The organism is Sporosarcina sp. Y1004, assembly GCF_057669665.1.
The window spans coordinates 43286-67794 of sequence record NZ_JBYHFQ010000013.1; the positions used below are offsets into that span (position 1 = coordinate 43286).

Genomic DNA, 24509 nt, shown 5'->3' on the forward strand with positions numbered 1-24509 from the left:
GAGATAAATGAAGGATCTTTCAGCTTTGCTGAAAATCAAGAAGACCGAGATAAATGAAGGATCTTTCAGCTTTGCTGAAAATCCTACTTGACAGAAGGTTCTGAATTTGGTATAATGATTTCGAGGAGTGATATAGCCATGTATAAACGCCTAAAACGCAAATTGTTGAAACGGCTAAATGGCATACTCGGAAAGAAAACTATCGCTTAAACATATTAGCCTGCCATGAAATTGGTGGGCTTTTCTTTATTTTAAAGAAGTGTCATGCTACTATAAAGAGAATCAGTTCAATCGAACGTAAAAAGGAGAGCAAACGATGATTTATAAAGTATATTACCAAGAAACTACACTTCAAGTACCAGTCCGTGAAAACACTAAAAGCATGTACATCGAAGCGGACTCGGAGAGGTCAGTCCGCCTAAAGTTAAAAGATCGTGGCTATAATATCGAATTCATCCAATTGCTTGAAGGTGTTCATCTAGAACATGAGCAGGCTGCACCCTATTTCGAGCTCGAAGAGGTTTAAGGATGAAATCTATTAAAAACAATGAAACTGCCGTTTTCGCTTTAGGCGGACTAGGGGAAATCGGTAAAAACACATATGGTGTGCAATTTCAAGACGAGATTATCTTAATTGACGCAGGGATAAAATTCCCTGACGACGAGTTACTAGGAATCGACTATGTCATTCCTGATTACACGTATCTCGAAAAAAATGTGGACAAGATTAAAGGCCTATTTATTACTCATGGCCATGAAGACCATATTGGCGGTATTCCTTATCTACTTCGTAAAATTAATGTCCCTGTTTATGGCGGTAAGCTTGCACTTGGACTATTGAGAAACAAACTTGAAGAGCACGGTCTGTTACGAACTACAAAGCTGATTCCATTCGGCGAGGATGATGTATTCAAGTTTCGGAAAACGGCAGTATCATTTTTCCGGACAACACACAGTATTCCAGATGCTTTCGGTGTTGTTGTTAAGACACCGTCAGGTAACATTGTTCATACAGGCGACTTCAAGTTTGACTTCACTCCAGTTGGTGAACCCGCAAACTTGACTAAAATGGCGAAAATCGGAAGCGAAGGTGTTCTATGCCTGCTATCTGATAGTACGAATGCGGAAATCCCTAATTTCACAATGTCTGAACGAAAAGTTGGCGACAGCTTGAATGAGATATTCAGAAAAGTTGAAGGTCGAATTATCTTTGCGACATTTGCTTCTAATATCCATAGATTGCAGCAAGTCATTGAATCAGCTCAAGTATTTGGACGTAAAATTGCGGTATTTGGACGCAGCATGGATAACGCCATCACAATTGGACGCGAACTCGGTTACATTGATGCGCCTAAAGAATTATTTGTAGATACGCAATCACTTAATAAATTGCCTGCAAATAAAGTAATGATTCTTTGTACTGGTAGTCAGGGTGAGCCAATGGCAGCACTTTCACGTATTGCTAATGGTACACATCGTCAAGTTCAAATCCATCCCGGTGATACGGTTATCTTCTCTTCATCTCCAATTCCGGGTAATACGCTTAGCGTCAATAAAACGATTAATGCATTGTTCCGCGCTGGTGCGGATGTACTGCATGGTACTCTAAACAACATTCATACTTCCGGACACGGTTCTCAAGAAGAACAGAAATTAATGCTTCGACTGATTAAACCAAAATTCTTCATGCCGATACACGGTGAATACCGAATGTTAAAAATGCATACCGACCTTGCCGTCTCTTGCGATATCCCACGAGAGAATACGTTCATTATGGGTAACGGTGACGTACTGGCTCTTACACAAGACGAAGCACACCTTGCAGGCCGTATCCCCTCTGGCGATGTATATATCGACGGAAGCGGGATAGGTGATATTGGAAGCGTCGTATTGCGTGATCGCAGAATTCTATCTGAAGACGGACTCGTCATTGTTGTTGCAACAGTAGACTTGAAACGCAATCGCATAGTTTCAGGTCCAGATATCATTTCCCGTGGATTCGTTTATATGCGCGAATCTGGTGCAATGATTCATGAAGCACAACAGATGCTTTCGAAGCAAATGCAGCGGAAGCTCGCCAATTCACCATCAGATTTCGACGCACTAAAAAGTGAAGTCATCGATGTCCTCGGACCTTATCTATACGATAAGACAAAACGTAAGCCAATGGTTCTTCCTGTCATTATGGAAGTTTAATTGATTTAAAATCACAATTGAGTGATTATTGCATTTCCAAAGGAATGTTATAACACTGAATGCTTACTTGTTCATTGACTTGTACAAAACTAAATTAAACACACAAAAAGAGTCCAATTCACATATGAATTGGGCTCTTTACTTTTCCCTATATGTCAGGACTTGTGGCTAATGTACAACTAGTAATACGGTTTGCTTCAATTAAGTGAGTGCGTTTAATAACAGTCGCAACACATCGAGTGATGTAGAATTCTACTAATAACGCTTCGCCGCTTTTTGGATGCCTCCGTGGACACTGAAAAAGTCCGATTCCCTACAAATCCCGTTGATTTCCGTTCCGAGCGGACGCTTTCCGCGGGCACGGGCTTCAGCCTCCTCGTCACTGCGTTCCTGCGGGGTCTTCCGCTCGCGCTGTTCCCGCCGGAGTCGCCGCTCTCAACTACAATCTACTAGTTCTTATTATAATTATGTAGGGGAGCACATTTCGTTCCCGGGGATAAGACCTGCCGCCTGTAGTACTTCTTTCTACAATGAAATCACTATCAAATACTAATCACATTATAATCTCAGTTCATACATCTCAAAATCACTTTCAATAATGAAACTTTCCAGCGCAGGTGCAGCTACCCCAGAGCGCCAAGCGGTCTACAATCCAAACTCTCAATCACATACTCTGTCAATAATGAACACACTAGGGATGGCCTGACAAAGGATATATTCATTTTGAATATGCCGCAAAAACCGTCAAATTGTCTTGTTAGTAGAAATACAAATAGCACCGCCAATGGCAGTGCTGACTATCGTTCTAATTCGATGTTAGTTGGCTTATTATTTCATAGCTGAGTGCATTAAAGGATTTTTAAGGTCGTTTAATGAAGTGCTTTCTTTTCAAACTTGTGTATTTCTTCATCCGATCCAATTACGATTAAGATGTCTTCAAGCCTGATTTTTTCAATTGCCTGAGGGGATACAAGAATTTGCTTACCTCGTTTAATAGCGACGATATTTACACCATATCTTGCTCTAATATCAAGATCAATTAGTGTAAATCCAACAAGTTTATCATTTGCCTTTATTTCTGCAATTGAAAACTCGTCCGATAATTCGAGATAATCGAGTATATTGTTTGATACCATATTATTCGCAATTCTGATACCCATATCACGTTCGGGATGGACAACCTGGTCGGCACCAATTTTCCGCAAAACTTTCTCATGCGAATCATTTTGTGCTTTCACCGTTATCTTTTTTACACCAATTTCTTTCAACATCAGCGTTGTCAAAATGCTAGCTTGTATATTTTCACCAATCGCAACAACAACGTGTTCAAAGTTTCGGATGCCAAGTGATCGAAGGACCGATTCATCAGTAGTATCAGCAGCTACTGCTTGCGTTGCCAATTGGGCATACTGATCCACTCTTTCAGGTGATATATCAATCGCCATGACATCAGCATCGAGTTCGATCAGTTCTCTGACGATACTGCCTCCAAATCGGCCCAATCCAATCACTGCAAATTCCTTTTTCATATAGCACCCCTCCCTATCCACTAACCGGATGCGAATAGTTTATCATATTTAAGTAAAGCAGAAGGCGCCCGGAGCCAAACAACAAAAACAAATCGCCTATCGACTTCGGTAATCCTAAACGTTCTTCTGTTTTAAAAAACCCGATGCCGCAAATGCGAAATCGGGCCAAATCCTACTCTTTTTTCATTTCATCTAGTACACGGTTAACACGTTTCTCAAGCATCTTCATGCCTCCGCCGCCAGCCTGGAAATGACGCAGCTGACCGTCTTTATCAAACACATAATATGCCGGAACATATTGGTTATCAAATTTGTCGGTAAGTTTCGCTTCACTGTCAACGAATATTGGTTGAGTAATATCATGTTCAGCTGCAACTGATTTAATTTGATCTAAGTCCAGATCATCTTCTGAGCGTGGCATATGAACTGCGACGACATTTAAGTCCTCGCTATATTTGTCTCTGAATTGGTTAACTTCAGGCATTGCTTCTTTACAAAGGTGGCAGCTGACTGACCAAAAGTGAATTAGCGTCGGCTTTTCACCGACCAAATCCGTCTTCACTAATTCTCCATTCAACCATGCTGTCGCACCTTCAAGTTCAGGTAATTGATCACGTAATTTCATATCTATATCCTCCTTCATTTTTCAAAAAAATCCCCACTGCGTAATATATGCACGGGGATTTCATTTAGTAAGATTTGAACTTTATCTTAAAGTGTCTTCTGACCAGGTCTCCAGTTAGCCGGGCAAAGTCCACCCGTTTGAAGAGCTTGTAGAACTCGTAGTGTTTCATCTACATCACGGCCGATATTGTTGTGGAATACAGTTTGATACTGCAGTTCACCTTCAGGGTTAATGATGAATAGACCGCGTAACGCTACGCCTTCTTCTTCAATCAAAACACCATAATCGCTTGACGTTTTGTGGTTTGTATCTGCAGCAAGTGGGTATTTCAATTGCTCAAGACCATTATCTTTACGGTCTGTGTTAATCCACGCTAGGTGAGTATGGATTGTATCTGTTGAAAGTCCAATAATTTCTGTATCCAAATCTTCAAACTCATCATAACGGTCAGACATCGCTGTTATTTCCGTTGGGCACACAAATGTGAAGTCCATTGGATAGAAGAACAATACTGTCCATTTATCATTTTTCATGTTTTCCTCAAGGCTTACTTTACCAAAAGACTTATCTGCAAGTACTGCATCCAAAGTAAATCTTGGAGCTTGCTTACCTACCATACGATTAATCATTAAATAACCCCTCCACTAATTCTTTTGTGCTAGGTCATCTCACCCGCACAATCCTTTTCAAGAATAACAAAAAAAATGCCCTAATTCAAATAGAGTGGCTTGTCCAAGCTACACTCTACTCAATATGTGGCAATTCCATGACGAATATACAATTAGTATGTTTAACCTCTTCCCTCTTTAGGGAAGAGGTGTGTATGTGTCATTTACAATTAGATGGTTTTGGTGGGCGTGCTAAACAATACTCACAACCTGGATCGCTACAAGAGTCTTCCCGCCATTCATCGCACGCCGGGCAGAAGATGGAATCGTGTTCGTCATTATAATCCAATGCATCAAGACAAACTTTACAATGATTGGCTAGCTCATGTATACGGAGGATTTTCCGATTTTTCGTATAGTAAATACCCTCGAATCCTTTTTTATTCGTCAATAGAGTTTCTAGTGAATCCCAGCCGAATCCTAGATCTTTCATCGTCCAATTTCGATCATTAGGGTCCAAATAGAAAACTTTCTTTTTTCCCAATCAAAGTCCCCCCTTTATTCGCTATATTGTACCATGAAAAGACAAAATTTCAATTGCCGAGGGTGAATTCAGATGAAGACATCAGTAACTATTACTAAACTTGATATTCTTCGATCACATATGTCATTCATTCTACCTTTAGGTTATGACAGTAGAAAAAAAGATGAGCTATTCTTAGCTCTGAATAAAAACGCCTTCTCCTATTTCCAGTTGAACGACAACGCTGAGAAGGCGAACTATTACGGAGAAGGAATTACGGTAGACGGAAAGGAACTTGAACAATACTTTTTACCCTATATCGAACGTAAAATTTTCCCTACATCGCTGAAGGAGAACGGTTTCCATAGGTTTACTAAATCTATACAAGAACGCTTCATATATAGAGTCAGAGATACAAGTCTACCCTTCATCATCCACAGTATAGATATCGTCGTAGCACCATTTGGCCTTGCCTTTCTATCAATTAGAGTCCAATTAGACAATGAAGAATTGGATCTGTCAGACGTTCTTGATTTTATGCATCATTTCAGGACAATCGATCAAAAGTTGGAAGAGGAGCGGGGAATGACAATTAGTTCTCCTACCTATGGAGATGGCTTATCCATACACGAATTGCTTTTTGTTCACCTCTGTCCATTTTTGACAGATTTCCTTCTCCATGATAAAAATCTGAACGGCTATTTCGGTTCTCTGCCTTACTATGAGGATGAGAGAATGTACGCTTCAGCATTTCTTTTCAGTCGTGAAGATTCACAAATAACTGAAGATCAATTGTATCGGATGGGCGCCTTGGATGGACGTACACCAGATGGAAAGCCATTCATATCTGCAAATAACTCTGAATACATCCGCCGTTCTTTAGGCGAAACGCTACACGATAGATGGGCTCCGGACACCTATACCATTGCAACTGAACATGCGTTTATCACCGTAACGAATCACCTTCCTGAAGATATGTCCAGGGAGCTTTCACAATACATGGGGACCCATTACTATAATTTTCTTCTACACTACTTTTATAAAGTCATGCTTTTACAAGTATCGTTCAATTATAGTGAAATCAATTGGAAAAAAGACGAGGAATATGTCAAATTACTCATCAAACTCATTACTCTTTTTACCTCCTGGTATTATTTCCAAGAAATCAGTACGCGCTCGGAAGGTAAAGAACTTTCATTGAGATTCCGGCAATCCTTCGCTATAGACAGCTTATTTAAAGAAGTAAATAAGACTTTGCAGGAACTTTATAAAAGCCAGGAGAACATTGCTTCTGACAGGATGAACATGCTCCTACTCATCCTTACTATTTTTACCGTCGTTTCAGGAATTTACGGAATGAACTTAGTCATAGATGATTGGGCGTCTCCTTCAGGCTGGAAAGCACTTTCTACGTATACTATTTTTGAATGGATATCCCTTGTCACTGCGTTAAGCGGGATTGCTCTATCTGTGTACTTAACTTTCACGACTATCGGAAAGATGGCGTTAGGAAAACTGCGACAGAAGAAATCAAATACGCATCAATGACTATGACCGGAACCCTTCGTTCACAAAAAGGGTTTTCCGGTTATATTTCATCAATTACGTCTCGGCGTAATTGCATCCAGATTTTGAATCGATCCTGATGCCTACAGGGGCGAAGGATTGAACTGTATCCTTCCTTGTTGCCGCAGGACGCGGCGATCTCAGGTTGCCTTCATTACCTTGTTTCAAAATCTGCGACATCCGCCGAAGGCTTTATCAGGGAGGTATTGAACTTCATTGCTCTATGTTCAGCGGGCGTTTGGACACCCCTGAACAGGATAACAAAACAGCATTCATTTCCCATCTATGGAGGTGAAAGATGAATGCTGAATAAAGATAAATAATAGTTCTTGATTTCCGACCTAGATTTTGTATAATTAAAAGGGTTTTTAGTAAACTTCGAGTATACTATCACTAAACTCCATAATATTTGGGGAGGAATGTCCGTGGAGATTGGAAGTAAAATAAAAAGCCTACGTCTAAAAAAAGGACTGACACAGGAAGAACTTGCAGAACGTACAAATTTAACAAAAGGACATATCTCACAAGTAGAACGGAATCTAAACTCCCCTTCCATTGAAACACTTTTCGCTTTGTTGGAGGTGCTCGGTACGACACCAAAAGAGTTTTTCGATGAACCCACAAAAAATGTGAAAGTCGTATTTTCTGCTGAGGATCAGACAATCTTCGTCGATGACGAACTGAAATATGATATTCGTTGGTTGGTGCCACGTTCCAATGAAAATGAATTAGAACCGGTTCATCTAACATTTCATGAAATGGGAGAGTTCAAGAAATTCGATCCTTCACCATCTGAAACGTTTATCTATGTTTTAAAAGGAAAAATACGTATTGAAATTGGAGATTCACACCATTTTGCCACTAAGGGAGATGCTGTTTATTATGACGCATCGGAGCATCACCGCTTATTAAACGCATACAATGGATCGAGTGAGATACTACTTGTTGTGACGGAATCTTATTTATAAAACGAAATGCGGCAAGACTGGACCATACAGAACTTTCACTATTAGAAAAAGGGGTGTCTACATGACGACTCAACCGATTATTCGTTTTGAAAATGTTACAAAAAAATACAGTAATGATACAACCGTATTGGACGGTGTATCATTCGAAATGGAACGTGGAAAGTTTTATACACTTCTAGGTCCTTCCGGTTGTGGTAAAACGACGATTCTAAGACTCATTGCAGGTTTCATCGAACCAACGGAAGGTACAATTTACTTCAACGGCAAAAAGATCAACAATGTACCTGCCAATGAACGTCAAGTTAACACTGTTTTTCAGGATTACGCTTTGTTTCCCCATTTAAACGTTTTCGAAAATGTCGCATTTGGTCTGCGCATTAAAAAGGTAAAACAAGCTGAAGTCAAACGTCGCGTCATTGAAGCACTGAAATTTGTTAATCTAGAAGGTTATGAAAATCGAGAAATTGCGGAGATGTCAGGCGGACAGCGTCAACGCGTAGCTATAGCACGCGCAATCATCAATGATCCGGAAGTTATTTTACTCGATGAACCGCTATCGGCCCTCGATTTAAAATTGCGTTCTGAAATGCAATATGAACTTCGAGAATTGCAACAGAGACTGGGGAAAACATTCGTATTCGTTACCCATGACCAGGAAGAAGCTTTGGCGATGTCCGATGAAATCTTTGTTCTGAACACTGGCGAAATACAGCAATCAGGAACACCTTTAGATATTTATGATGAACCCATTAACCGATTTGTTGCTGACTTCATTGGCGAATCTAATATCGTACCAGGGAAGATGATTGAAGACTTTGTAGTCCAATTTACAGGACAAACATTCGAATGTGTTGATAAAGGACTAAATCCCAATGAAAAAGTGGATATTGTCATCCGTCCGGAAGATTTAGAACTGACAACAGTCGATAAGGGGAAACTAAACGTTACAGTAGATACCCAATTATTCCGTGGTGTTCACTATGAACTATCCACTTACGATAAAGACGGAAACGAATGGCTTGTTCATTCCACTAAAAAAGCGGAAGTTGGCGTAGTCGTTGGACTTGATTTTGACCCAGAAGACATTCATGTTATGCGATTGAATGAAACTGAAGAAGAATTTGATGCCAGACTTGAGGCATATGGGGTATTGGTCGATGAACAATAAACCATTGCGTCCATTTTATACAATCCCTTATGCCGCTTGGATTTTACTGTTCGTCATTGCACCGATTGCACTTATTATTTACTATTCTTTTTTTGATTTAAGTGGCAATTTTACATTTGACAACTATATCAACTTTTTCTCATCGGTTTATTTAAAACTGACCATCAATTCGTTCTGGTATGCGTTTCTAATCACTTTGTTCACATTGCTCTTTTCATACCCGACCGCATATTTCCTGACAAAGACGAAGCATAAGCAACTTTGGCTTTTGTTAATCATTATTCCATCTTGGATTAATCTCCTCTTAAAAACGTATGCATTCATTGGTCTTCTCGGTCTCTATGGCCCCATAAATGCATTAATGGAAACGGTTGGGATTGGCAAACAACAAATTCTTTTCACCGATTTTAGTTTTGTTTTTGTTTCCGTTTATATTTTTATCCCATTCATGATTTTACCGATTTTCAATTCACTCGATAAATTGAATCCTGTGCTCATCGAAGCATCCCGCGACCTTGGAGCAAATTCATGGACAACTTTCAGACGAGTAATTTGGCCACTTACTTTAAATGGGGTTAAGTCGGGAATTCAGGTCGTCTTCATCCCTGCCCTGTCGTTATTCATGATTACTCGACTGATTGCTGGAAATAAAGTTATTACACTAGGAACTGCAATTGAACAACAATTCCTTGTTACACAAAACTGGGGTATGGGTTCCACCATCGCCGTATTCCTGATTTTATTCATGTTTCTCATTATGTTGATTACTAGCAGCAATGATAGGGGGTCGACAATCAATGGGAAAATTAAATAAACTCCCTAAAATTTATTTGATTGCCGTTTTCATCATTTTATATGCCCCTATATTTTATTTAATCTTTTACTCGTTCAATTCGGGTGGCGGAATGTCGAATTTCGAATCGTTCACCCTTGAACATTATTCGGCTGTCTTTGAGGATACGAGGTTAATTGTCATTCTACTTAACACGATTATTGTCGCACTTTTATCAGCGCTTGTTTCTACAGCAATCGGTGTACTGGGTGCACTGTCAATTGTTTTCATGCGCAACAAAGCAATGCGAAAGGCCGTACTGTCACTCAATAATATATTAATTGTCAGCCCGGATGTCATCATTGGTGCTTCATTTCTCATCCTATTCACAATAATTGGGGTGAAACTTGGTTTCGCTTCTGTACTTATTTCACATATTGCTTTCAGCATCCCTATTGTCGTTATTATGGTGCTGCCGAAACTGCAAGAAATGAGTCCCACACTTATCGATGCCGCACTCGATTTAGGTGCTACCAAACGAGATGTTTTGACACGCGTCATCATTCCGTTCATTAAACCAGGCATATTAGCAGGATTTTTCCTTGCGCTGACGTATTCCCTTGATGATTTTGCGGTAACATTTTTCGTTACAGGTAACGGATTCTCTACACTTTCCGTTGAAATATATTCAATGGCACGCTCAGGAATAACACTGACAATCAATGCATTGTCCGGACTTATCTTCATAGTGACAGTAGGACTTGTACTTGGTTACTATGCGATTAGCCGCAAAACTAGAACTCCACTTTCGGGGGTGAGGAAATGAAAGACATTATACGTGGTGCAGTAATAATTCTTATTGTTTCCGCAGTCCTGCTTTTCGTCAATTCGAAGTTGAATGACGGAGGTGCACGTTCAAGTAAGGATTCCATCACCGTTTATAACTGGGGTGAATACATTGATCCTGATTTGCTGAAACAATTTGAAAAAGAAACAGGAATTAAAGTATCCTACGAAACATTTGATTCGAATGAAGGGATGATGGGGAAAATTGAACAAGGCGGGACAGCATACGATATTTCAATGCCTTCGGAATATATGATTGAAATGATGCGCGATGCAGATTTATTACTCCCGCTCGATTACAGTCAAATTCCCAACATAAAAAACATTGACCCCTATTTCCTAGACTTGCCTTTTGATCCTGACAATAAATATTCACTTCCTTATTTTTGGGGGACACTTGGAATCGCTTATAATCCCGAGCTGTTGGATGGTCAAACATTTGATAGCTGGGATAAATTATGGGATCCATCTCTAAAACAGCAAGTTATACTAGTCGACAGCGCAAGAGAAACCATTGGGATGAGTCTGAATTCATTAGGCTATTCATTGAACTCCACTGATTTAAACGAATTGAGAGAAGCGACTGATAAGTTGAAAACCTTAAGCTCTAATGTTAAGGCGGTTATCGGAGATGAAGTAACGCAACTGATGATTAACGGAGAAGCGGCGATTTCACTAACATGGTCTGGTCAAGCAGCAGACATGATGTATGAAAACGAGGATATCAATTATATTGTTCCCGAAGAAGGTTCAAATCTTTGGTTTGATAATATGGTAATTCCACGTACGTCTACCAACATCGAAGGTGCACATGCGTTTATCAACTTTATGCTCGATGCCGAAGTTGCGGCACAAAATGCTGATTATGTTGGTTACTCTACCCCGAATATAGCTGCTATGGATATTTTGGATCCTGAAGTGACAGAAGACGAGCGCTTCTACCCAGACAAAGAAACACGAGGACATCTTGAAGTCTATCGCAATCTTGGACTTGAAATGCTAGGACATTACAATGAGTTATTCCTGGAATTCAAAATGGATATGAAATGAATGTATGATTGACGACCTTAGTTTTCTACTTAGGTCGTCTTCATTAATTAAATATTGTATTAATATGTATTCAAATGAAGCTTATGGTATTATAGTTTAGTTACAGAGGTAGTTTAGAAAGCGGTGGTATTTCTGACAAACAAGTCCAATAATTTCGCTTTATATGTTTTAATGTTCAATATGTTTATAGCCATGGCAGGATTCGGTCTTATTATTCCTATCATGCCGGAATATCTGGGAACGTTCGGGGTTGCTGGTCAAGCACTCGGTTTTTTAATTGCAATATTTTCATTCTCACAATTTATCTTTTCTCCGCTTGCCGGTGATCTATCCGATAAACATGGTCGAAAAAAATTGATCATTATTGGTTTGATTATTATGGGTCTATCCCAACTCGCATTCGGTTTAGCCACAGAATTATGGATGCTTTACGTCGCACGATTCTTCTCTGGACTCGGTGCTGCCTTCATGATCCCTCCAATGATGGCGTTTGTTGCCGATATCACTACGTACAAAGAAAGAGGTCGAGGGATGGGTCTGCTAGGTGCCTCAATGTCTTTTGGCTTCATGATTGGTCCTGCAATCGGCGGCGCCCTATCAAAAGTAAGTTTAGAATTCCCTTTTTACTTCTCCACAGCAGCAGCTTTAATTGCAGCGGTTATCTCAGTTTTTGCTTTGCCGAATCCAGCCACTAGCAGTGCTGTTGAACCTGGAAGTGAAAAAAAGAGTGAAAATCTATTCAAACAGATGAAACGATCTACCACAACGCCTTACTTTGTCATGTTAATTGTAATGTTCGTCTTTTCTTTTGGACTGGCTAATTTCCAATCAACCATTTCTCTTTACGTTGATCACAAATATGGCTATACGCCTTCTCAAATCGCCGTCATTATTACAATTGGAGGTTTTGTAGGAGTTATCGCTCAGACATTCGTTATCAATAAACTGTTTAAAAGATTTGGTGAAATGCGTGTCATTCTAGTTAATCTTATCATCGCGGCACTAGGGATGATTGGCATTTTGTTCGTCGATTCATTTTTCACTATTCTTTTCGTTGCTACTATTTTCTTTACAGCCACATCTCTTCTCAGACCGGCCGTCAACACCCTCGTTTCCAAACTTGCTGGCAGTGAACAAGGCTATGCAGCAGGGATGATGTCTGCTTACATGAGCTTAGGAAACATGATTGGACCGGCACTTGCGGGCGTATTGTTCGATATTAATATTATCTACCCATACATCATCGGAACAATCATCCTGCTCATCTGTTTTGCCCTCGCCAACTATTGGTCAAAACGAAACGGAGAATTATTAGCAAAGCTATAACTCAAAAGCGCAGGACGCCTGTCCAGAGGCGGCAGGCATAAGACAGGTTGGCGAAGCAGCGTTCTTTGCTGCACAGCCAAACTGACTTATGACCGAGCCTCTAGGCCGTATGGAGCTAGACGAATCAAATCCACAGTCACCTATTCATTCAAGTAAAAATCCCTATCATACCGGCTATTATTCCGGCGTGATAGGGATTTTCTCATTAAATTACGCACTGCTCGATCCGGACTCCACTAGAGTCGTTAGAACCCCTTAAAAGTTATAATCATTTTGTAATTTATTTGCGTGTTCCTGTACAATTTGTGTGAACGCATCAACTTGTTTCAATGCGAACGACGATTCGTATCCTATCAGCCATGTATCCCGCGTCAATTCGAACTCTTCTTCGCTATTTAAAAGAGGTATTTTATTGACATTCTCATCCCCAGTAAGCGTAATCGAAGGCAAAATCGCATAACCGATACCGTTTATCGCGAGTTGCTTGCACGTCTCAATCTGATCTACTGTAATCTGACGTCCAGGATTTTGATGAAAATGACGCTGCCACCACCGCTGGATTTCCATATGGTAGTTTGAATCACTTTTAAATTGGATGAACGGTCTTTTCGTGTCTTTTAATTCATCAATTGATTTAATTTCACGATCTACTAAATAGAGACGATCCCGAAATAAATAGGTTTTTCTGCTCTTCCAATCAACCTGACCACGCACGATACCCACATGTGCCTCACCCTCATATAACGCTTTAACAATTTCTGAACTCCAACCCGTTATCAGCGAGATTTTTGCATCGGGATACCTTTCCACATACTCTTGTAATATTTGTGGCAACCAAGTCTGACCTACAATAGAGGCACATGCTATCTTCAAAGTACCGTGCACCCTGTCAGCCATCGAAGCAATCATTTCAAACGTTTCTTCCCTCTTAACGATTGCTTCACGCGCATAAGCGATGACAAGTTCTCCTGCAGGTGTTGGCTCAAGTCCTTTCTGAGAGCGCAGAAACAATATTGTTCCCCATTCTTTTTCAATTGACTGCAAACGCTGGGAAAGCGCAGGTTGCGATAAAAAAAGACGCTCCGCCGCTTTTCTCATATTCCCTTCTTCAGCAAGTGCTTTGATGATTTCAAGTTCTGTCGTCGTCATGAAGAAACCCCTTTCCACGTGGGATTTTCAATATCAAAAGCAAACTGATTACAGCAAAAGCAGCTACAGCAATATACACCCATTCTAAAGATCCATCGAGGATATTTTGTAATAAATTCAGATTTGAGTTTGGTATTGTTTGCCTCAGCTTTTCAGTTAAAAGAAGATTAATATCATCTAAACTGTAATCTAGGTTTTCTTTTTTGAAACCCGCCATTATCATACCGTTTAAAATAGCCCCAAAGAGTGCGGCTCCAACTGTATTTCCAAAGTTTCTCATGAACATATTAGCTGCAGTCGCAGAACCTCGCATCTCTCTTGAAACCGCCCCTTGGATTGTTACAGTGAAAGCTGTACTCGTCAATCCCATACCGATACCTACAAAGAAGCTGGACATGGCAGCCCACCACGGTCCAGACGCTGCATTCATCATAACAAACAAAGATGTCCCTAGAACAAGCGATATGCCCCCTACAAATGAGACCACAAACGGACCAAAGCGGATCAATAAATGCCCCGCGACAGACGACGCAATCGGCCAGCCTATGGACATTGCCGTCAAGGTAAATCCAGCGATAATCGCAGGTTGCTCCATGACACCCGTCACATATGTTGGTAAATAGGATGAAATACCAATTAATATGATACCTGTCGTAAGTGACACGAGATTCGCATACAAAATAACAGGATTCTTCCACATTACGAATGGCATGACGGGATTCACTGCTTTTCTCTCAACTCTGACGAATAATGCCAGCGCTCCGAACCCCACCACAATAAGCGTAATGCTGTAAAATGACAGTCGACCAAATGACTGACCGCCTTCAACAAGCCAAAAGAGGATTGTGGATAATGATAATGTAAGAAGTATGGCCCCTTTATAATCAATTGACACTTTTTTCGAACGCTGAGGTTCGTGTAAAAACAAATAGATACCGACCATTGCAAGAATGCCTAGTGGCACGTTTACCCAAAAGATAAACTTCCAATCCATATATTGGACAATCAGCCCGCCGATGACAGGACCGGATACCGCAGAAATCCCCCAGACACTCGATAAATACCCTTGGACTTTTGCGCGTTCTTCAGTTGTATAAATATCACCAACGATAGTCGTTGCAATCGGCATAACAGCTCCTGCGCCAAGACCTTGTAATAACCTGAAAACAATTAACTGCTCCATTGAAACAGCAAAACCGCATAAAATGGAACCGATAATGAAAATGGACAACCCAATAAACAATATTGGCTTACGACCAAATATGTCCGCAAGTTTACCATAGACAAGAACAGTTACCGTACTCATCAGTAAATAAGAAGAAAAAACCCAACTATATCTTGAAAACCCTCCGAGATCTGAAGCTATTGCGGGCATTGCTGTTGATACAATAGTTGCTTCTACCGCCCCGACAAACATAGCCAGCATAACCGAAATTAGTACTAATGGACGATTTGTTTTTTTAATGGTTTTCACTGCCATACAGTCTCCTTTCAAACAGAAAAAGGCCCCGCCAAGGAGCCAGTCGTTAAACCACAAATTCTTATTGAGCTGAATAAATGTATTTTTTAAATTGTTTCATTATCACTCTTCGCGTTAAAATACCGGCAAATGTACCGTCCTCTTCAGTAACACATAGGAAAGTATGGTCAATTAAAAGATCAAGTCCTTTTTGGAACCGATCACTCGTTTTTATGGTTGGTAAATCAGTCTGCATAATTGCATCTACTTTTAAGTTTGCTAGAAGTTCATATTCGATACGTTCAAGACCCAAAATCGAATCTGTTATCATTCCCATACTAAGTAACCCTTTGAGATGATATTTCGCATCAAGGACCGGTATAGCTGAATAACCTGTTTTTGTCAGAACAAGGAGAGCGTGCTCCGCATTATTACCAACCTGCACGTGGGCAACTTTTTCAGACGATATGATAAATTCCGCGATTGGTGTAAAAAGAAAATCCCTATTATTAATAGATATCATGTAAATCTGCTCCTTCTGTAGCTTTGCTATTCACCTAAAAACTACATATCTATCATATCATAAGAAGGGCTTTCTTTCCTCAATTTGACAAAGAAAACCTCTCCGATTAAGAAGAGGTTGCATAATAGAAAATGACAATTAAAATGAAGAATGCAGCGGTGAGAGAAATCCAAATAATTGGATTTAAAGTAAACGGATGATCTTCGTTCTCTGCAGCAGTCTGGATATCTTGTCCACTTATAACTGCAAATGCCTTGTTCCATTTCCATACGGAAACAACACTAATCGAGATGATGATCAAAACAACGATGACAAATGGTACTGTCCAAATATCCAAGCGTACATCTCTCCTTTCGAAGGTAGGATGCACTATTTATAAATAGTTAATCATCAAAACGGATAACTTTTTAACCATTGGCCACCATCAAGCGTAACAATTTCTCCATTCATATAAGATGCTTTATCGGACATGATGAATGCAGCCAGTTCTGCGACTTCTTCCGGCTGTCCGAGACGACCTAAAGGAATTGAAGCCAATGTACGTTTCGCAGCTTTTTCTGATTCCCAGAGTTTTCCTGCGCCTCCTGTGCGCTCGATTGGACCCGGAGCTATCCCATTCACCCTAATTCCGTATTGTGTACCCCATTCAACCGCTAGTGTCCTTGTTAACGACATTACGCCTGCTTTGGCTGCTGCGGAATGAACAACACCTGCTCCTGCATCCCACGCATATGTTGCAAGCATATTTAAAATCGATCCTTTTTGACCTTTTTCAATCCAATATTTCCCGACAGCACTCGAACAGTAAAATGTTCCATTTAAGACGATATCAATTACAGTATTCCAGCCATTTGGCGATAAATCTTCTGCTTTAACAATAAAATTCCCCGCTGCATTATTAACGAGACCATCGATTCTACCAAACTTTTCATCAGTGAAAGCAACTAATGCATCCACATTTTCTACTTTTCGTACATCCATCTGGAATACGTGGGCATGATCGCCAATTTCTTCTTGCGCTAATTTCAATCTATCCATATCCCTGCCTGTTATAACAACTTGGGCACCTTCAGCTGCAAATTTCTTCGCCATATATTTCCCCATTCCATTCGATCCACCAGTGACAATAAATACCTTTTCTTCAAACATTTCAATTCCCCCTCGTAATGAATGAATATTCACTCATTATTGTATCATTTTATTTGCTACATGACGAGATTAATAGAATGGATTGTCCTGTTTATCGTTAGAAAGTAATTAATGTGTCTATATAAGTTAAATTAAAGAATCCCATTGAATCCGCTTGCGCTGGTGTGTACATTATCGGGAGAGTTGTCAATTCAGAAAGTGGATTGAAGAACGCTTGGCGCTTTGGGGATGCCTCTGGCCATGAGCCTGGATTAACGCTTCGCATCCAGTCTCATGGCTTCGGCGACCCCTTTGCCGCGCCTGCGCTGGTGTGCACATTATCGGGAGAGTTGTAATTCAGAAAGTGAATTGAAGAACGCTTGGCGCTTTGGGACTGCCTCTCGCCATGAGCCTGGATTGGCGCTTCGCATCCAGTCTCATGGCTTCGGCGACCCCTTTGCCGCGCCTGCGCTGGTGTGTACATTATCGGGAAAGTTGTAATTCAGAGAGTGGATTGAAGAACGCTTGGCGCTCTGGGGATGCCTCTGGCCATGAGCCTGGATTAACGCTTCGCATCCAGTCTCACGGCTTCGGCGACCCCTTTGCCGCGCCTGCGCTGAGGTTGTTCCATTATTGAAAGTTTATTTGAGATGTATGGAATGAAATTATTATATGAGTACTAATTGATTCAAATTACATTGAAGAAAGACAGACTACGGATTGCAAATCTAATCCTGACAAGTAAATGTACCTTCATACATAGAATATCCAGCGCAGGCGCGTCTACGTGGTAGCCGGAGCGATAAGACTGAAAGCGGTTTCCTTTCCGGCTTATCGCGGGAGGCATCCACAAAGCTTAGAAGCGGTATTAGCAGAATTTCTGATTCACACTCATCTTTTAGGACTTTTCCAGTTGTCATGCATGTTTTTCTATACAAAATATTTTTCAACTATTTCCTTTATAGGTATCGCTTTGCTGTATAAAAATCCTTGTGCTTTCTGACACTTGGCCTCCAGGAGAATCTGAGCCTGCAAATCCCTTTCAACCCCTTCAGCAACAACTTCCATTCCCAAGTTATGAGCCAGATTAATAATTGTCTTCGCAATTGCTTCATTTTTCACATCTGTTTCAATATCTTTGATAAAAGAACGATCGATTTTAATGATGTCGATTGGATACTGATTCAAATAACTAAGTGACGAATATCCTGTGCCGAAATCATCGACAGAAATTATTACACCAATCTCCTTTAGGTCATTGAGTGTTTTAAGCGTTTCATTCATTTCTGTCAATGCACTTTCTGTAATTTCCACTTCCAAGGAAGAAGGTACAATGCCGTAACTTAAAATTTTACTTTTTAATTTCTCTGAAAAATCTTCCATTCTAAACTGCTTTGGTGAAATATTTACAGCAATCCGTGCCGCCTTGAACCTTTTTTCCTGCCATTCTTTCAACTGACTGCATACCTGATTCAATACCCAATCGCCTATCCCATGTATGAGACCCGATTCTTCTGCAATCGGGATAAATAGTGCGGGTGAAACAAATCCAAATTTACGGTTATTCCACCTAAGAAGTGCCTCGAAACTGCTAATGTGGCCCGTTTTCAAATCGATTTGGGGCTGATAATGGATTGCCAATTCTTCCAGTTCAATCGACCTACGTAAATGCGATTCCATCAATGCTTCATCAGGGAAAGTTGAATTCATCTCTTCACGATAGAAACGATAATGAGAACGACCTCGATCTTTCACAAAGGTAAGAGCATGTTCTGACTTCCGCAACAAAGCTTCCAGCGTTTTTCCATCCTCTGGATACACAGCAATACCTATGGACGCAGATATGAAATATTCTTGATGGTTGAAGTAAAAAGGTTTTCCAAAATCATTTAATAATTTTTGCGCAAATTTCTCCGTTTTTGAAACAGAATGATTTTGCAAGGAGACGATAAATTCATCTCCTCCATTACGGTACACTCTTCCCGATGGGGGACAAATTACTTTTAAGCGTTCTGCAACGATTTTCAAAATTTTATCTGCACCATTATGTCCAAGCGATTCATTAATCATCTTAAAACGATCTAGGCCAAGGTGTATGAATGATAGTCGTTCATCACTTTTCAAAGCATAGGTGGCGTCTTCAGTGAAATGCTCCTTCATCGCACGGCGATTCCATAGTCCTGTCATATGGTCATGATAAGATAAATAAAGAAGTTTTTCATTATTTCTTTGATTGACAGAAGTATCCCTTAATATCAGGTGAATTTCTTTTACTTCTTCAACCACGAGGACAGGAATCAGCTTCATATAAGTAGGTAATAAGTGGCCTCGTTTGTGGAAGAAGGTCGAACTTTCCATCTCCATTGATTCGCCAGATAGTGCGCGGTGCAGGATTTGTTGAAACTCAGCTATTTTATCCTCACCTAGCAAATCAATGAATGTACGGCCGGAAAGTTCTTTAAAACGATAACCGAATGCTAAATGAACTGCACGGTTGGCATCGATAATTTTCATGCTTTGATTAATGGTTATAATCGGATCTATATTGTGGTCAATAACAGAATTATATTTGTTTTGCAATTCTGTTTGTAATTCCCTTTCCGCGGCTATATCCATTCGTTCACGTAATTCAACATAGATATACTCACTTTCATACTCTTTTGCGTGGAATTGGAAATCCAATTCGAGTAATACCTTCAGTCCGTTTTGCATTATTTGAATTTCAGTTGCAAAATCGAAATGATTATGATATTTATGTATAATCTGTATAAACGATTCCCACATATCACCAAAAAATTCTTGTGCTGATGACGGGGCTTCTCTAGCAAAGTATTGCAAAGCTAATGCATTCGCATAAAGTACATCAAACCCCTCTTTTTCATTTTTCCTAATTAGTACGGACATCTTGAAAGAATGATTAAAAATAGAGGATTCTACTATTTTATCTATCTGGTCTTCTGCTTCAGTTTTTCTCATGAGTACCTCCATTTATAGTGTGTATGCTTAAAGTTTCACCGAACAACAATCTATTCAATTCTTTTGTTTGTACTTCAAGAATAGTTTGTACCATTTACAGAAGACCATGTATTCATAAGGGTACTAATTAAATTTTCCGTGATTTCACAACTATTTGTGTAAGGAGGTATACAACTCTTATCATTCTTGGTATTATCGAAACATATGCAATCACACAATCATTTATAAAGGAGGCCTATTTTGAAACATAAACATTCAATCCGTCAATTGGCAATTGCCATCTATACAGTAAATCGACACGCTAAAACTGCTCCTGATAATAAACAACTTTATGCATTTAAAAAAATGGCGATTGATAAACTGATTCGTTCAGGCAACGCAGAAAAAATCGGATTGCACTTTGTCGATAATCCGAAATTTAGCAAGCAGCATTCCACGGTCCTCGTTCGTTGTGACGAATTCCTCTTTCACACACTCCCGGAAAAAGAAGACTTCAACACACTTCCACACCTCGGACAACAAGATCCGACATCTCGTAACCCACAAGAACGAATGAGCCTTAAAACAGCTCGTGAAATTCTTTCCAATTATGTAGAACCACTTCAGCAGAAAACACGCGAGAAGAAAAAGGTTCCACCAAAAAAATCAATCCATACGATGCAAAACAGTCAAAGTTTTCGCTCCTCTTATTTAGACGGAAAATGAAACTGACTGAATCCTATCTTGATCATTAGGATTCAGTCAGTTTATTCAAATTCACCTGAACTATTCCATGTTTATTTATTTAAATTGTTCCGCAATCACTTTTTCAAAATCGACGAGGAGCGTCATGCCATTGTCTCGTTTGATAACGCCTGAAACGGGTACTTTATCACCCATATACATGTCTGAAGCAGGTTCAATATCAGTGAAATTAATGCGTTGAATCTGTGTGACACTCGTCACATCCAGAACAACTGTTGTGCCATCGAATTCCGCTACGATGTACTTCGATTCCTCCGTGTCATTAAAATCTGTATTTCCTGTTACCTTCCTTAAATCAATGACCGGAAGCACTTCGCCCCGTAATTGTATAATTCCTTCGATAAATGGATGGGAATGTGGCAAGACAGTTACTGGAACAGGTTGAATAATTTCACGAACATGTTGAATACTCAGTCCAAAATTACTTTGTCCGACTTGAAACTCTACAAATTCAAAAACTTCATATGTGACTTCATCGGATTTTATCGTGTTCATATGTCCATCTCCCACCTATTGATGATCGTTATTGATTAGATTCATCCCTTAGGTCTATTTTCGGTCTATTTTAGCTATTATTGAGGTTTATTCATATCTTTTATAAAGAACTTGTGTCCCTTTTTCCGCGAAGCCTTTCTGTTCAAGCTGCTCGTACATTTCACGCGCAAGCTGTAAACCCGGAAGCGTTAAATTCATTTCTTCCGCTTCTGTCAAAGCGATATTCATGTCTTTCAAAAAATGTTTAACATAAAAACCTGGTTCAAAGTCTCCTTTCAGCATACGCGGTGCCAAGTTCGACAGTGACCATGAACCCGCTGCCCCAGTTGAAATGGATTTCAGGACTGTTTCAGTATTTAACCCTGCTTTTTCAGCATACGCTAGTGCTTCACAAACACCGATCATATTTGAAGCAATTGCAATCTGATTGCACATTTTAGCGTGCTGTCCAGCACCGGCCGTTCCTTGATAAACAATTTGTTCTCCGAAGTTTGATAGAATCGGAAGGACTGCTTTAAACGTTTTTTCGTCACCACCACACATAATCGACAACGTTCCATTCCTTGCACCGATGTCCCCACCTGAAACAGGTGCGTCTATCACCGACATCTGCAGGTTGCCCCCTTGTTCTGCAATTCGTTTCGCCAGCGCAGGACTAGATGTCGTCATATCTATAAGGATCTGTCCCGCCCTGCCATTTTTAAAAATCCCGTTCTCACCAAAATAGATTTCTTCTACATCTGTCGGATAGCCGACCATCGTGAAGACCAGGTCTACACCCTTCACAGCTTCCCCGATCGTATCCGACCAGGTTGCACCTGCCTCAATGAGTGGCTCCGCCTTTTCTTTTGTACGTGTGTACATGTTCACTCGATAATTGTTCTTCAGTAAGTGTTTAATAACACAGGCCCCCATTACACCTGTCCCGATAAATGCCACCTTTTCTATTTTCAATACGATTCCCCCTAATTAGTAGTAGCACTATTTATCGTATCAAAGAAAATCATTTTTTCCATCATTCATTTAAATTTTCAAAAAAAGGAGGACGGACCCTGTGAATAGGGTTCCGTCCTCAAAAGGGGGAAATGAGAATGTTGCTGTGTTCTACCTTAATTTCCCCCTTTTCCAAGGTTATTAAACATTGTTTGTAAAATATTTTTTCTAGGTCATCTAAAAATGTGATTCCTTCTTCTTCCGTAACAGATAAAGTTATATATGCTAAATCTTTTCATTGCTCAAAAGTTATTTTTTTCTTCTTCATACTGATTCATGAGATAATCAAGTTCATTGCTAAGTACTATCGTTTCGTCAGCATTCAGTCCTTTTTTCAGCGCTCGTTCAATCATCTCTTCACGCATCAATTCAATTTTTTCTTCAAGACTCCATTCCAAGATGATCCCTCCAAATATAAAAGATAGTTAAAATATTATTATACAGCAATACTCTTCTAAAATGAAAATAAGTTACCATCAAATTCCATCAACTTTGAAAAGCGACAAGGAAAAACGCAACTGATAGATATCACTTTACGTTCTACTCTTAATAAGGCAAACTAGTAAAGTATAAAGAGTTATGCAACATTTATGAGTTTCATGCGTCTAAATTAAATAAGGAGGGATTTACGATGAAATTAAAATGGAATTTACTGCTAGTAGCAGTCGCGACCACTTTACTTCTGACAGCATGCGGTACAAATCCCGATGCTGGCGAGGATACAACAAATGGTTCAACGGATGTAGTCGTAGAGACAGATAAAGTCGTTGAAGATGAAAGTTCAGATGAAGTTGTCGATGAAGAATCAAAAGATGTTGTACAAGAAGAAACAGAAGTAGCAGACGAGACGATAAGCAATGATGCCAAAGAAGATTTCATGAAAGATAGCGAATTGACAGATAGCGATGAACAAAATTACTCTATTTCTGTTCTTCCGAAGTATACATTAACAAGCGAAGAGCCCGGCAAGGACGTTCTTATGGCAACAGAAGACGAATCTGTGTTCATGCGTATTGAAACCATGCCAATAGAAGAAGGTACTTATGATTACTTACTTGAAAATATGGGCGCTGTGCTAGAAGCATCCAGTGATGGCGGCACACCTGTTGAAGTTACAGACGAAACGTCAATTCCAGTTGGGGAAAACATCGAGAACGCAAAAGTTCTTTCTGTCAAAGCTGAAACCACGTCCGTTACAGGTATTCTCTTCGAACGCGGGGATATGATTGTTCGCCTAACAATTTATGATTCCCTAAACGAAGACCATTTTGAAAGTTTTCTACGTATGAGCGAAACAATTGTTGCTAAATAGCAGTACAACAAAAGCGCCAAATGGAACATATCCATTTGGCGTTTTTCTATTTCTTCCTTCGACTGCACTGATTCTATCAGCATACAAGCGGATTTTACGATAGATTTTTTACGGATAGACCTAGCTTCCGTAACAATTCAATTGCCTGATTTTGTTCTTCGATTGTAAGTGATGTCATAATCGATTTAATATTAGCTGCGTGTTCCGGAAATATGGATATCATGAGTTCCTCACCCGCATTTGTAATGGCCATATACGTCACACGCTTATCCGCCTCACAATTAACGCGTTCCAATAAACCTCTTTTTTCAAGTTTATCAACCACGTATGTCATTGAACCACTACGCAGTAAAATTTTTTGTCCAATCTTTTGAATCGGCTGTCTCCCAGTATGATGCAGTAGTTCAAGAACAGCAAATTCAGTAGGGTTAAGCCCATGTTTTTCGCTTGTCCTATGTGCCTCTTCCAATATTACTTTGCTTGCTCTAGATAAAACGATAAATAGTTTTAATGCCCGTTCTGTATCTTTTGTCATTATTCAGTGCCACCTTCT

General features: G+C 39.9%; 25 protein-coding genes. 11 read left to right on the forward strand and 14 right to left on the reverse strand.

From position 1 onward, the window contains the following. Positions 1-316: 316 nt before the first annotated feature. Positions 317-526, forward strand: coding sequence for a DNA-dependent RNA polymerase subunit epsilon (locus AC25Y6_RS10590; RefSeq protein ID WP_482100300.1), 210 nt, complete (start codon positions 317-319; stop codon positions 524-526). 2 nt (positions 527-528) lie between these two features. Further along, positions 529-2196 (forward strand): ribonuclease J1, encoded by a 1668-nt coding sequence (rnjA, locus tag AC25Y6_RS10595; RefSeq protein WP_482100299.1) that lies wholly within the window; start codon positions 529-531, stop codon positions 2194-2196. An 869-nt stretch (positions 2197-3065) separates the two neighbouring features. Here rnjA and AC25Y6_RS10600 read toward each other — a convergent pair. The 4 genes from AC25Y6_RS10600 to AC25Y6_RS10615 form a co-directional block, all read right to left on the reverse strand. Beyond that, a complete protein-coding gene (locus tag AC25Y6_RS10600) occupies positions 3066-3725 on the reverse strand; it encodes a potassium channel family protein (protein WP_488139476.1) in 660 nt (219 codons plus the stop codon). Positions 3726-3897: 172 nt separating this feature from the next. Continuing rightward, positions 3898-4350, reverse strand: a complete 453-nt coding sequence (locus AC25Y6_RS10605) for a TlpA family protein disulfide reductase (RefSeq protein WP_482100297.1) — start codon at positions 4348-4350, stop codon at positions 3898-3900. A gap of 86 nt (positions 4351-4436) precedes the next feature. Continuing rightward, the gene (locus tag AC25Y6_RS10610; protein WP_482100296.1) at positions 4437-4979 is read right to left on the reverse strand and encodes a peroxiredoxin; all 543 of its coding nucleotides are present in this window, start codon (positions 4977-4979) and stop codon (positions 4437-4439) included. 199 nt (positions 4980-5178) lie between these two features. After that, positions 5179-5502: a hypothetical protein gene (locus AC25Y6_RS10615; RefSeq protein ID WP_482103857.1), complete on the reverse strand. Its 324-nt coding sequence runs from the start codon at positions 5500-5502 to the stop codon at positions 5179-5181. A gap of 72 nt (positions 5503-5574) precedes the next feature. Here AC25Y6_RS10615 and AC25Y6_RS10620 point away from each other — a divergent pair, with 72 nt between their 5' ends. From AC25Y6_RS10620 to AC25Y6_RS10650, 7 genes are all read left to right on the forward strand, one after another. Continuing rightward, positions 5575-7029: a hypothetical protein gene (locus AC25Y6_RS10620; RefSeq protein ID WP_488142995.1), complete on the forward strand. Its 1455-nt coding sequence runs from the start codon at positions 5575-5577 to the stop codon at positions 7027-7029. Positions 7030-7472: 443 nt separating this feature from the next. After that, complete coding sequence (locus AC25Y6_RS10625) at positions 7473-8015, forward strand: helix-turn-helix domain-containing protein (protein ID WP_488142996.1); 543 nt, start codon at positions 7473-7475, stop codon at positions 8013-8015. 61 nt (positions 8016-8076) lie between these two features. Then, positions 8077-9183, forward strand: a complete 1107-nt coding sequence (locus tag AC25Y6_RS10630; RefSeq protein ID WP_482103854.1) for an ABC transporter ATP-binding protein — start codon at positions 8077-8079, stop codon at positions 9181-9183. After that, positions 9173-9997, forward strand: a complete 825-nt coding sequence (locus AC25Y6_RS10635; protein ID WP_488142997.1) for an ABC transporter permease — start codon at positions 9173-9175, stop codon at positions 9995-9997. Before AC25Y6_RS10630 ends, AC25Y6_RS10635 begins: the two co-directional genes overlap by 11 nt. Next, entirely contained in the window at positions 9981-10781 is an 801-nt protein-coding gene (locus AC25Y6_RS10640; RefSeq protein ID WP_488142998.1) for an ABC transporter permease, read from the forward strand. Before AC25Y6_RS10635 ends, AC25Y6_RS10640 begins: the two co-directional genes overlap by 17 nt. Further along, positions 10778-11851: an ABC transporter substrate-binding protein gene (locus tag AC25Y6_RS10645; RefSeq protein WP_482103851.1), complete on the forward strand. Its 1074-nt coding sequence runs from the start codon at positions 10778-10780 to the stop codon at positions 11849-11851. The genes AC25Y6_RS10640 and AC25Y6_RS10645 overlap by 4 nt, the downstream gene beginning before the upstream one ends. A 171-nt stretch (positions 11852-12022) precedes the next feature. Next, a complete protein-coding gene (locus AC25Y6_RS10650) occupies positions 12023-13177 on the forward strand; it encodes an MFS transporter (protein WP_488142999.1) in 1155 nt (384 codons plus the stop codon). A 255-nt stretch (positions 13178-13432) separates the two neighbouring features. On the opposite strand, the gene ccpC is transcribed toward AC25Y6_RS10650, so the two are convergent. The 6 genes from ccpC to AC25Y6_RS10680 all read right to left on the reverse strand — a co-directional run bounded on the left by ccpC (position 13433) and on the right by AC25Y6_RS10680 (position 20412). Beyond that, a complete protein-coding gene (gene ccpC / locus AC25Y6_RS10655; protein ID WP_488143000.1) occupies positions 13433-14326 on the reverse strand; it encodes a transcriptional regulator CcpC in 894 nt (297 codons plus the stop codon). Then, positions 14307-15752, reverse strand: coding sequence for an MDR family MFS transporter (locus AC25Y6_RS10660; RefSeq protein ID WP_488143024.1), 1446 nt, complete (start codon positions 15750-15752; stop codon positions 14307-14309). Before AC25Y6_RS10660 ends, ccpC begins: the two co-directional genes overlap by 20 nt. A 115-nt stretch (positions 15753-15867) precedes the next feature. Beyond that, positions 15868-16308: a cyclic-di-AMP-binding protein CbpB gene (cbpB, locus tag AC25Y6_RS10665; RefSeq protein ID WP_482100287.1), complete on the reverse strand. Its 441-nt coding sequence runs from the start codon at positions 16306-16308 to the stop codon at positions 15868-15870. 106 nt (positions 16309-16414) lie between these two features. Beyond that, complete coding sequence (locus tag AC25Y6_RS10670; protein WP_482100286.1) at positions 16415-16645, reverse strand: hypothetical protein; 231 nt, start codon at positions 16643-16645, stop codon at positions 16415-16417. 53 nt (positions 16646-16698) lie between these two features. After that, a complete protein-coding gene (gene fadH / locus AC25Y6_RS10675) occupies positions 16699-17457 on the reverse strand; it encodes a 2,4-dienoyl-CoA reductase (RefSeq protein WP_482100285.1) in 759 nt (252 codons plus the stop codon). Positions 17458-18366: 909 nt separating this feature from the next. Further along, on the reverse strand, positions 18367-20412 hold the full coding sequence (locus tag AC25Y6_RS10680) for a putative bifunctional diguanylate cyclase/phosphodiesterase (RefSeq protein ID WP_488143001.1): 2046 nt from the start codon (positions 20410-20412) through the stop codon (positions 18367-18369). Positions 20413-20652: 240 nt separating this feature from the next. On the opposite strand from AC25Y6_RS10680, the gene AC25Y6_RS10685 reads away from it, so the two are divergent. Then, positions 20653-21117, forward strand: coding sequence for a YkyB family protein (locus AC25Y6_RS10685; protein ID WP_488143002.1), 465 nt, complete (start codon positions 20653-20655; stop codon positions 21115-21117). A gap of 75 nt (positions 21118-21192) precedes the next feature. On the opposite strand, the gene AC25Y6_RS10690 is transcribed toward AC25Y6_RS10685, so the two are convergent. The 3 genes from AC25Y6_RS10690 to AC25Y6_RS10700 form a co-directional block, all read right to left on the reverse strand. Beyond that, a complete protein-coding gene (locus tag AC25Y6_RS10690) occupies positions 21193-21651 on the reverse strand; it encodes a chemotaxis protein CheW (RefSeq protein WP_482100282.1) in 459 nt (152 codons plus the stop codon). A gap of 87 nt (positions 21652-21738) precedes the next feature. After that, a complete protein-coding gene (locus tag AC25Y6_RS10695) occupies positions 21739-22605 on the reverse strand; it encodes an NAD(P)-dependent oxidoreductase (protein WP_488143003.1) in 867 nt (288 codons plus the stop codon). 281 nt (positions 22606-22886) lie between these two features. Next, on the reverse strand, positions 22887-23042 hold the full coding sequence (locus AC25Y6_RS10700; RefSeq protein WP_488143004.1) for a Spo0E family sporulation regulatory protein-aspartic acid phosphatase: 156 nt from the start codon (positions 23040-23042) through the stop codon (positions 22887-22889). A 233-nt stretch (positions 23043-23275) separates the two neighbouring features. Between AC25Y6_RS10700 and AC25Y6_RS10705 the strand changes: the two genes are divergently transcribed. Continuing rightward, the gene (locus AC25Y6_RS10705; protein ID WP_488143005.1) at positions 23276-23956 is read left to right on the forward strand and encodes a hypothetical protein; all 681 of its coding nucleotides are present in this window, start codon (positions 23276-23278) and stop codon (positions 23954-23956) included. Between the two features lie 94 nt (positions 23957-24050). Here the strand turns inward: AC25Y6_RS10705 and AC25Y6_RS10710 are convergent, their stop codons facing one another. Then, positions 24051-24494 (reverse strand): MarR family winged helix-turn-helix transcriptional regulator, encoded by a 444-nt coding sequence (locus AC25Y6_RS10710; protein ID WP_488143025.1) that lies wholly within the window; start codon positions 24492-24494, stop codon positions 24051-24053. Positions 24495-24509: the final 15 nt, after the last annotated feature.